The 9,705-nt window shown below is 69.9% G+C and carries 9 protein-coding genes; 5 read left to right on the forward strand and 4 right to left on the reverse strand.

All coding sequences use genetic code 11. The features are described from left to right. Positions 1 to 774 (reverse strand): acyl-CoA thioesterase domain-containing protein, encoded by a 774-nt coding sequence (locus tag LO762_RS05850; RefSeq protein ID WP_255684946.1) that lies wholly within the window; start codon positions 772 to 774, stop codon positions 1 to 3. A gap of 210 nt (positions 775 to 984) precedes the next feature. Between LO762_RS05850 and LO762_RS05855 the strand changes: the two genes are divergently transcribed. Beyond that, the gene (locus tag LO762_RS05855; RefSeq protein ID WP_230613165.1) at positions 985 to 2,088 is read left to right on the forward strand and encodes an acyl-CoA dehydrogenase family protein; all 1,104 of its coding nucleotides are present in this window, start codon (positions 985 to 987) and stop codon (positions 2,086 to 2,088) included. A 19-nt stretch (positions 2,089 to 2,107) separates the two neighbouring features. Here the strand turns inward: LO762_RS05855 and LO762_RS05860 are convergent, their stop codons facing one another. After that, positions 2,108 to 3,406 carry an OmpA family protein gene (locus LO762_RS05860; RefSeq protein ID WP_230613166.1) on the reverse strand — a complete coding sequence of 433 codons (1,299 nt, stop codon included), beginning with the start codon at positions 3,404 to 3,406 and terminating at the stop codon, positions 2,108 to 2,110. A 366-nt stretch (positions 3,407 to 3,772) separates the two neighbouring features. On the opposite strand from LO762_RS05860, the gene LO762_RS05865 reads away from it, so the two are divergent. The 3 genes from LO762_RS05865 to LO762_RS05875 all read left to right on the forward strand — a co-directional run bounded on the left by LO762_RS05865 (position 3,773) and on the right by LO762_RS05875 (position 5,558). Then, complete coding sequence (locus LO762_RS05865; RefSeq protein ID WP_230613167.1) at positions 3,773 to 4,981, forward strand: helix-turn-helix domain-containing protein; 1,209 nt, start codon at positions 3,773 to 3,775, stop codon at positions 4,979 to 4,981. Positions 4,982 to 5,127: 146 nt separating this feature from the next. After that, positions 5,128 to 5,334 (forward strand): type II toxin-antitoxin system HicB family antitoxin, encoded by a 207-nt coding sequence (locus LO762_RS05870; RefSeq protein WP_230613168.1) that lies wholly within the window; start codon positions 5,128 to 5,130, stop codon positions 5,332 to 5,334. Further along, a complete protein-coding gene (locus tag LO762_RS05875) occupies positions 5,334 to 5,558 on the forward strand; it encodes a type II toxin-antitoxin system HicA family toxin (RefSeq protein ID WP_230613169.1) in 225 nt (74 codons plus the stop codon). Before LO762_RS05870 ends, LO762_RS05875 begins: the two co-directional genes overlap by 1 nt. Positions 5,559 to 5,593: 35 nt before the next feature. Here LO762_RS05875 and sbnB read toward each other — a convergent pair whose 3' ends face one another. Continuing rightward, a complete protein-coding gene (sbnB, locus tag LO762_RS05880) occupies positions 5,594 to 6,619 on the reverse strand; it encodes a 2,3-diaminopropionate biosynthesis protein SbnB (protein WP_230613170.1) in 1,026 nt (341 codons plus the stop codon). A 110-nt stretch (positions 6,620 to 6,729) separates the two neighbouring features. After that, positions 6,730 to 7,686 (reverse strand): 2,3-diaminopropionate biosynthesis protein SbnA, encoded by a 957-nt coding sequence (gene sbnA / locus LO762_RS05885; protein WP_230613171.1) that lies wholly within the window; start codon positions 7,684 to 7,686, stop codon positions 6,730 to 6,732. 332 nt (positions 7,687 to 8,018) lie between these two features. On the opposite strand from sbnA, the gene LO762_RS05890 reads away from it, so the two are divergent. Then, entirely contained in the window at positions 8,019 to 9,494 is a 1,476-nt protein-coding gene (locus tag LO762_RS05890) for an amino acid adenylation domain-containing protein (protein ID WP_230613172.1), read from the forward strand. The last annotated feature ends 211 nt before the right edge of the window (positions 9,495 to 9,705 follow it).

Consider the following 9,705-nt stretch of genomic DNA (forward strand, 5'->3'; position numbering starts at 1 on the left):
CTAGGAGCCGAGCGGGGCCGTCACGACGGCCGTGGTGTCGCTGTGGCCGACCGGGCCCTTGGCGTCGTAGACGACGGCGTGGCCCACCGCGATGCCGTCGGACGACAGGTGGCCGCCCGCCTCTATGCCGAGCGTGTCGCCCTCGGGGAGACGTGCCAGGTGCAGCGTGTAGTCCGCGTTGATGAAGCTGAGGGTGCCGGGGCCCCAGTGCGTCATCGGGCTGGCCAGATCGGCGGCCTGGGCGGCGCGCACGAAGGGCGTGTAAGGCTCGTCGTCCACCAGGGGGCGTACTTCGCGGATCCAGGCGCGGCGGCGTACGTCGCCCGTCCAGGACTGCCCGTCCACGGGCCACATGAGGAAGGGCGCGCTCGCGTCGACCTGGGGGGCTTCGCCGGGAGGGCCCGCGTCCCAGGTGGGAGCGGTCCAACCTGGGCCGTCGGCGGGTTGGTCGCCCGCGCGCAGCAGGACGCACGTGGCGCGGGCGATGAGCCCGGCCGGGCTGTGCACCGTGGCGTCCACGACCCGGATGCGGCGGCCCTGCCGGATGAGTGCCGTCGTGACGCGGAGCGGGGCGAGCTTCGCGTTCTTGAACAGATCGACGGTGAGGCGGGCGGGCCTGAGCCCGTCGGCCGGGACGTCGCGTTCGATCTGCCGCGCCATGAGCCCGCCGAGCAGGCGGCCGTGCAGCATGTCGGGCGACCACGGGCCGCGGGCGTGGGGAGAGGGCGTGAACTCCCCGCCGTCGAGGGTGAAGAACGGTTCCACCCGGGCCATGATGCCCTGACCGAACGTTGTTCGGGAAGGGGGATTTACGGCCTCCGGCACCACCGCGCCGCGGTGCCGGATGGCCGTATACCGAAAAACCTAGGGGTCGGGGGTGATCGTTCCCGTTTCTCTGCGGTGAATTCGCGGTTACGTGACCTGATCCGAACGCCGGGGCGCGCTGTTATGCTCTTGCCCAAGCGCTTGCTAGGGAGGTTCGGGATGGAGCTGGCCGTCACCGAGGAACAGCGGGAACTCGGCGCCACCGTGCGCCGCCTGCTCGCCGACCACGCCCCCGAGACGGCCGTCAGACGGCTCATGGACGGCCCGGACGGCCACGACCCGGCGCTGTGGTCCCGGATGGCCGCGCTGGGCCTCCAGGGGCTCGCGGTGCCCGAGGAGTACGGCGGGGCTGGCTGCGGGATGGCCGAGCTCGGTGTTGTCCTTGAGGAACTCGGGCGGTGCCTGCTTCCGTCGCCGTTCCTGCCGTCGGCCGTCCTCGCCGTCTCCACACTCCTGGCGGCCGACGACGTGGGGGCGTGTGCGACCTACCTGCCTGGCATCGCCGAAGGGACGCTCATCGCTACCGTCGCGCTGCCTATGGGCGACTCGGCGCCCGCGGGGGTGCGGGCCGAGCCTGCGGGAGCCGCCCCCGTGCTCACCGGGACGGCCGACCTCGTGCTCGAAGCCCAGGTGGCCGACCTTCTGCTGATCCCGGCCGCATCGCCTTCCGGGACGACCCTCTACGCCGTGGAGGCGACGGCTCCCGGCGTCACCGTGACGGCGCTGCCCACGCTCGACCAGACACGTCGCCTCGGTCGGGTCACCCTGGCGTCGGCTCCGGCCGTGCCGGTGGGCGCGGAGGGCGGTGCCCCGCCTGTCGTCGCGCGTGTCCTGGACCTGGCTGAGATCGCCCTGTCAGCGGAGGCCCTCGGCGGCGCCCAGTTCTGCCTGGACTCGTCCGTCGCCTACGCCAAGGTCCGCCACCAGTTCGGCAGGCCCATCGGCGCCTTCCAGGCCGTCAAACACAAGTGCGCCGACCTGCTCACCCTCGTCGAGACCGCCCGTTCCGCCGTCACGCACGCCACCCAGACCGCCGACACGGCGGCCCCGGACGCCCTCCCCGTCACCGCCTCCCTCACCAAGTCCTACACCGCCGACGCCTACTTCACCGCCGCCGCTGAGACCCTCCAGATCCACGGCGGCCTCGGCTTCACCTGGGAACACCACGCCCACCTCCACTTCAAGCGCGCCAAATCCACCCAACTCCTCTTCGCCACCCCCAGCAGCCACCGCACCCGCCTGGCCGCGCACCTCTCGCTCTAGACGGCCTAGGTCTCCGTGACTACTGGACGGGGATGTTCTTGAAGGTGCCGAAAGGCCCCGCGTGGAAGGTGACGGACGTGACGGACGGCGGAGGCGCGAGCGTGTAGAAGAAGCCACGGTTCGCGGTGTCGGGGTCGGGCGTGAACACGCTCTCGCCGGGGTCGGCGTAGAAGGTGCGGCCGAACGTGCGCTCCGGGCCGAGCCGGACGCCGCCGTAGTGGACGCCGGTCGCCGGGTCCTCGACGGAGAACGCGCCGAACGTGCCGCCGTACGGGCCCGTGAAGGCGCTCATCACCTCGGGCAGGGGCTCGGCGTCCAGGTTGGCGATGTCGAAGACGGCGACCAGATAGGCGCCGTCCCGGTAGAAGCCCTTGACGTCGATGCGGCGCTTCGTCTTCTTCATCCGCGCGACGATCTCGGCCTCGCCGCTCGCCACGACCGGCCCGTCGACGGCGCGGAAGGCGGCGTTCACCCCCGGCACGGGCTCCTGCGGGCGCAGCTCGTAGGCGATCTCGACCCGCCGGTTGCGGGCCCGCGCCGCGTCGTCGCGTGGCCCGGACGGCTTGACCGCGGGCTCCGCCTCGCCGACGCCCTTCGCCAGGTACTTGTATCCGCTTCCGAGCCGCGCCCTCAGTTCCCGTTCCACGGCCTTCACGCGTCGCTGGGAGAGCGCGAGGTTGTAGGAGTCGGTCCCGCTGTCGTCGGTGTGGCCCGTGATCCTCAGCTCCAGCCCGGCCCGCGCCCTGATGTCGGCGGCGGCCTGGTCCAGGACGTCCTTCGAGGCCGGGGAGAGCTTGTCGGAGTCGTGCGCGAACAGCACGTCGGTGCGCAGCCCGATCCGCTCGTCCTTACCGCCCCCGTCCGTGGACCTGCTGTCGGTCTCCGTGTACCCGTACAGGTCCACGATCCTGCCTTCGGCGTCACCCACGTCGGTGCTCAACGGCCACGAGTACGTCTCACCGGCGGCGGCCCCGGTGACGGGCGCGGGCGGCGCCGACGGCCCAGGCGTCCCCGACGCGTCCTTCACGGGGATCCCAGTGAACTCCCCGGCTGTCGTGTTCGTCAGCACGGTCACCGCCGCGAGGTCGGCAGGCAACTCCGCGAAGGCGAGCACGTGCTCATACCGCACCCCAGGCTGGTAGAGCCCCCGCCGCGTGTCCGACCCCACCTGACGGCTCCGCTCGTCCTGCGACGGCAGATACGCCTTCCCGCCCACCGGGTCGATCAACAGGATCGACGCGTAGTGCCGCAGCCCGAACCCGATCGACAGATCAGGCTGCGCCGCCCGCTCCCCTAGGTTCGTCACGTAGTACCGCAACAACGAAGACCCCCCATACCGCTCAACCCCCCCGACCTCCACCCGAACCCGCACCGCCCCGATCGGCCCCGTGAACCCCTCCTTCACATACCCCACATCCCCCGGCGCCGCAGTGCCAGGCGCCCCTTCCACCCGCCCAGGAGCCCCAGAAGCCCCAGGGGTCGCGGAAGCCCCACCAGGCCCCGCCCCAGGCTCCGGCTCCCCACTACACCCAGAAACACCAAGAACCAGAACCAACCCCAGCGCAACAACGCCCTTAGCGTCCACGCCCAAAGCGAACCACCCCACCCCCACTCATTTCAACACCCCAGACCCCGATCCGCCCCGTAGCCTGAAGGTGTCGATGCCCCGGGAAGGTGCGGACCCTTGGACGAGCTGACCACGATCGGCGCCCGCCTCCGCGTACTACGCCGCTGGCGCGGAATGACCCTGACAGAACTAGGCGGTCTGTCGGGCCTGTCCCCGTCCTTCCTCTCCATGGCCGAGCGCGGCCAACGCCTCCTCGACCGCCGCTCCCACATCGCCGCCATCGCCACCGCCCTGAGAGTCTCCGAGGTGGAGTTGACGGGGCGTCCCGGCCTGATGGCGGCGAGGGAGAAGAACGGCCCGCACGACGCCGTTCCGGGCCTGCAAGCGGCACTCGCGTCCAACACGCTGGGCGACTCGCTGGTGGAGAGGGCCCGTTCACTCCCCGACCTGACCGCCGCTGCCGCCCGGCTCGTCGAGCTGAAACAACGCGTCGATTACACGACCCTGGGGCATGAGCTGCCGTCGGTCATCGATGAGGTGCATCACCACATAGCCACCGCGCGCGGTGAGCGTGAGCTGGCGACGGCGCTGCGGCTGCTGATCGACGTGTCGCATCCCGCGGCCACCGTGAGCGCGATGCTCGGGTACCCGGACCTGGCGCGGTTGGCCACACGGCACGCGCTGGACGCCGCGCGGCTCCTGGACGATCCGCTCTATCGGGGGCTGACGGACTTCTTGCACACGATGACGACGCCCCGCGCGGGTGCCTGGGACCGCATCTTCGACCTCAGCACCCGGGCCACCGACCGCCTGGCCTCGGCCCGGCTCGACGGGCCGGGAGTCCAGGTTCACGGGATGCTGCACCTGACCGCGGCGTTCGCGGCCGCCTCGGATCTGCGCTCGGACGCCGCTGCCGGGCACCTCGCCGAAGCCCAGGCCCTGGCGGGACGGGTGCGTGCCGACGCGAACGCCTTCGGGTTGTCGTTCAACGCGGCCAACGTCGGCGTGTGGCGGGTGATGGTGACCGCCGAACTCGGCGACTACGGCCGCGCCGCCGAACTCGCCACCCAGGTGGACGCCTCGCCGTTGCCGCTGACCCGCCGCAGCCACCTGTACGCCGAAGCCGGACGAGCCCTCGCTCACGTCAAGGGTAAGGAGCGCCAGGCGATCACCCTGCTCCGCCAGGCCGAGGACGTCGCCCCACAGCGCATCCGCAACAGCACCGCTGTCAAGGGCACGGTGTCGTACCTGCTCAGCCGCGCCCGCTCGGAGTCCGTCAACCGCGAGCTGCGCGGGCTCGCCTCCCGGATGGGTGTCCCGCACTGAGAATCCACGCGATTTCACAGGTGTGAAAAAACCACGTGGCGGCCCGCCTACCGTCCGTGTGCATGAGGCAACAGGAACAACTCGACCAGCTCGCCCGGGTGCTCCGGGGTCGGGGGTGGACGGCCCGCGGTCGTAGACTCGGAGGTATGAAGCGGATGGTGCAGATCCCGTATGAGCTGGAGCAGGAGGAAGACGGCACGTGGGGGGCCCACGCGTCGTTTCCCGGCGGTGGCGCGCACGGGATCGGGGAAACGCCCGAAGAGGCGGTCGCCGACCTCTACGAGGCGGTGAGCCTCGTGATCGAGGAACTCGGACCGCCCCAGGTGCTGACGATCGTGCAGGACGTCGCCTGATGCCGCCACTGCCGGTGGCGTCAGGCGCGGCGGTGGTCAAGGCGCTGGAGAAGGCCGGGTTCGAACTGGTCCGCACGAAGGGCAGCCACCACATGATGACCGGGCCCTCGGGCCGTTTCACCGTCGTGCCGGTGCACCGGGGCAAGGACCTCCCGCCGGGGACGCTGCGGCGCATCATCGCGGACGCCGGTCTGTCCGTCGGTGAGTTCATCGAGCTGCTTTAGGCCCCGGCCTGGGGCCGGGGCCTAGAGGGTGGGGGTCAGCCGTAGCGTTTGAGTTCGTGGAAGAAGTTGGGGATGGTGACGAGGTCGCCGGAGGTGGCGACTTCGGTGTGGACGTAGCGGGCGACCGCCAGGTCTAGGACGCCTAGGCCGAAGGGGGAGAAGATGACGGGTTTGGTGGTGGGTGGGGTGGTTTTGTTGGTGAGGACGTCGTAGAGGGTGCCGGCTACGAAGTCGCGGTTGCCGGTCTGCTGTTCGGCCAGGTGGGGGGAGGTGTTGGCCTTGAGGCAGTGGTCGACGTCGTCGACGATGTTGTAGGCGGAGAGGATGATCTCGGGGGAGAGATCGCGTAGGGAGACGTGCAGGACCAGGGGGTTGTGGGCCAGGAGGGCGGGGTCGAGGATGTGGGGCTCGCCGGCGACGGTCGCCAGGACGATCAGGTCCGAAGCACCCAGCAGGGACTCGACGGTCGGGTGGATGGTGACCGTGCCCTTCTCGGTGCGCTCCAGGTAGCCCTGGAAGCCCTCGGCGTGCTCGGCCGAAAGGTCGAAGATGCCCAGTTCGTCGAACTCCAGGCCGTTGCCGACCAGGTAGGTGTGCAGGTACCGGGCGATCAGGCCGACGCCGACAAAACCGACCTTGCGCGGGGTGACGCCGCGCTTCTCGGCCAGCGTGACGGCGGCGAGCGCGGCGCTCGCGGCGGTCCGGGCCGCGCTGATGATGCTGCTCTCCAGGACGGCGAACGGGTAGCCGTTCTCGGTGTCGTTGAGGACGAGCACGGCGCTGGCGCGCGGGATCCCGGCGGCGACGTTGTCGGGGAAGCTGGAGATCCACTTGATGCCGTGCGCGTTCACGTCGCCCTTGACGCTGGCGGGCAGCGCGATGATCCGGCTGTTGGGCCGGTCGGGGAAGCGCAGGAAGTAGCTGTCGGGGTTGACGGTCTGCGCCTCGCCGTGCAGCCGGTAGGCGGCCTCGACCATGGCCGTGACCTGGCGTTCCCTCCCATGGAGGGCGTTATATACCTGTTCGCCCGAGATGACGGAGAACTGGGGGGTCTGGCTCATGCTGAGGGCTCCTCGGTGATCGGAGGGAACAGGAGAAAGGGAGAAGGCGGGTTCCCTGGGGGGAGGGGAACCCGCCGGTCTGTGTCGTCCGGCCCGGAGGCCGGGAGGCGTCAGGGCAGGTCGAGCGTACCGAAGTGCTCGGTCAGCCACCCCTCGGCGTAGATCGAGTCGAGGTAGCGTTCGCCGAGGTCGGGGGAGACCGCGACGGCGACGGGTTCCTCACCCGGGTACTTCTCGTTCAACCAGTGGACGGCCCCGCTGACGACGGTCCCGGTGGAGCCGCCGAACAGGTAGCCGCCGCCGGCGAGCCGGTGGCAGGTCCGGATCGTGTCGGGTTCGGCGACGTGCACGACGTCGTCGATGAACGCCTCGTCGACCAGCGCGGGACGGGTGGAGGTGCCGAGCCCCGGCACCATCCGCCGTTCCGGGATGCCGCCGAACGTCACGGAGCCGACCGCGTCGATCGCCACGATCGTGACGGGTCTGCCGTGCTCCTTGAAGTAGCGGGCGCAGCCCATGAGCGTGCCGGTGGTGCCCGCGCCGACGAACAGGACGTCCAGGTCGGGGAAGGCGCGCGCGATGGCGGGCGCGGTGTGCCGGTAGTGGGCGCGCCAGTTGTTGGGGTTGGCGTACTGGTTGAGCCACACGTACCGGGGGCCGGACTCGACGAGTTCGCGCACGTACCGGATGCGGCTCTCCAGGTAGCCGCCGTTGGCGTCCTTGGCGTCGATGACGCGGACCTCCGCCCCGAGCGCCCGCATCACCCGCTGGGACGCGGTGTTGCAGCGCGGGTCGGTGACGCACAGGAAGCGGTAGCCCTTGGCGGACGCGATCATCGCCAGGGCGATGCCCAGGTTGCCCGACGACGACTCCACCAGCACCGAGTCCGGCCCGATGAGGCCGGCCCGCTCCGCCGCCGAGATCATCTCAGCGGCGGCCTTGAGCTTCACCGAGCCGGCGAAGTTGAACCCCTCGCACTTCAGGAACAGCGGGGCACCCAGCACCGATCGCAGATCGACGTACAGGTCCTCGACGTTGAACTCCTGCGGGGAGCTGATAATAGGCACGTTGCCGACACCCTCTGTATGACAACAACCGAACGTTGGTGGACAGTGACTGGGTCCCCGGGGGCGACTGGCCTCGTCCGAATCCCAACCGCGCGCCTTCAGCCGAAATTCTCTTGATTTTCATCCCCGCGGCTGAATTCGCTCAGGCCCGCCCTTACGGCCTTCGCTGGTATTCGGTGGCTCCGGTGGCTGGCTCCTCTAGAATCTTTCGGGTGACTCCGATCACCACGGCCGAGATTACCGTACAGTAGGGCAAGTGACCAGACAAGCCCAGGTTGTCTACTAAAGTACTCAATATCGGGCTAAACACGCAGGGATGTAGGAGCGGATTCGTGACGATCTTGGATGGTCTGCTCGAACTCGAAGCGCTGCCGGAGCTGAAGATCTCCGCGAGTGAGGTGGAACGCGCGCGGAAGCTCGCGATGAGCAGGACGCACGAAGTAGATCTCACGGACGCCGTGATCACCCGCGTGGAACGCATTGCGGCGCGGGGCGACAGGCCCGCCGTCCGGGACGAGACGCGCGCGCTCAGCTATGCGGAACTGGCCGTGGAGGCGCGCCGGATCGCCGCCCTGCTGGAGCGCGAGGGCGTCGGCCCGAACGACGTTGTCGCCGTCGGCGGTGTACGGAGCGTGACGGTCATCGCCGCGTTCCTCGCCCTCGAACTGCTCGGCGCGCTGTACGTCCCGGCCGACACCAACTGGCCCGCCAAGCGCGTCGCGGACGTGCTGGAGCAGGCCGGCGCCGTGCTTCTGTTCAACACCGACAGGGGCGAGGTGACGCCCGCGCTCGCGGAGGGCGCGGCGGCCGCCGGGGCACGGGTGCTGCGCGCGCGCGAGGCGGCGACGGTGGCGCCGTGGGAGGGCGAGGCCCGCCTGCCGGGCCTGGACCAGCCCAGGTACGTGCTGTTCACCTCGGGTTCGACGGGCCGGCCCAAGGGCGCGGTGGTCGAGCACCAGGGCATGGTGAACCACCTGTGGGCGAAGATCGTCGACCTGGACATGACCGAGGCGGACGTGGTCGCGCAGACCGCGCCGCTCGGCTTCGACATCTCGATCTGGCAGATGCTGTGCCCGCTGGTGAACGGCGGCCAGGTGCACGTCATCAGCGACGAGGTCTCCTACGACTCGGTGGCTTTCGCCGCGGCGATCGACGGCCAGGGCATCACCATCGTAGAGCTGGTCCCCACCATGGTCAGGCTGCTGCTGGACGACCTCGCGGCGGCCGCGGACGCGCGCGGACGCCTGGCGGGGCTGCGCTGGATGCTCGCGACGGGCGAGGAGCTGCCGACCGAGGTGGCCCGCCGCTGGCTGCTGGAGATGCCCCAGGCGGGTCTGGTGAACGCCTACGGGCCGACCGAGTGCTCCGACGACGTCACCCACCACATCGTCACGCTGAGTGACCTCGAACTGCTGCGGTTGCCCATCGGAACCGCCGTGGTGAACACCGACCTCTATGTCCTGCGGTCGGAGGACGACGGCTGGTACGCGTGTGAACAGGGGGAGACGGGTGAACTTTTTGTGGGCGGCCACGGCGTCGGCCGGGGCTATCTCGGCAACCACGAGCGCACCCGTGACGCGTTCTTCCGCTCGCCCTTCGGACCGTCCCTGACCAGGCGTCTCTACCGGACGGGCGACGCCGTCAAGGTGCTCCCGTCGGGCGCGTTGCAGTACCTGGGCCGGGTGGACCGCCAGGTGAAGATCGCGGGCGTGCGGATGGAGCTGGGCGAGATCGAGGCGGTGCTCCAGCGGCATCCGAGTGTCGGCGCGGTCGCCGTCGTCGTGCACGATTTCGGCACGGCCGGGTAACACGCGGACACCGTCCCGACAAGCCCTGTCACCTGTGGATCACCCGGATGGTAACCGGTCGGTCACTGAGCCCGTTTCTTGTCACGAAGGTGAGCATCCCCGCCCGTTAAGTTCCGCTTATGGGAGGATTGCGAAGCATCAGGCGGGCTGGTTGACTGTGCTTCCGCTACTGATAAGTAGTGCAACAAGGGGGCCTCATCGCCCCGTGCGG

It is taken from the genome of Actinocorallia sp. API 0066, assembly GCF_020991275.1.
GTDB lineage: Bacteria > Actinomycetota > Actinomycetes > Streptosporangiales > Streptosporangiaceae > Actinocorallia.

Excerpts from the sequence above, each read along its gene's own strand:
- LO762_RS05850 (WP_255684946.1), bottom strand. The coding sequence starts at position 774 with ATGGCCCGGGTGGAACCGTTCTTCACCCTCGACGGCGGGGAGTTCACG.
- LO762_RS05855 (WP_230613165.1), top strand. The coding sequence starts at position 985 with ATGGAGCTGGCCGTCACCGAGGAACAGCGGGAACTCGGCGCCACCGTG.
- LO762_RS05870 (WP_230613168.1), top strand. The coding sequence starts at position 5,128 with ATGAAGCGGATGGTGCAGATCCCGTATGAGCTGGAGCAGGAGGAAGAC.
- LO762_RS05875 (WP_230613169.1), top strand. The coding sequence starts at position 5,334 with ATGCCGCCACTGCCGGTGGCGTCAGGCGCGGCGGTGGTCAAGGCGCTG.
- sbnB (WP_230613170.1), bottom strand. The coding sequence starts at position 6,619 with ATGAGCCAGACCCCCCAGTTCTCCGTCATCTCGGGCGAACAGGTATAT.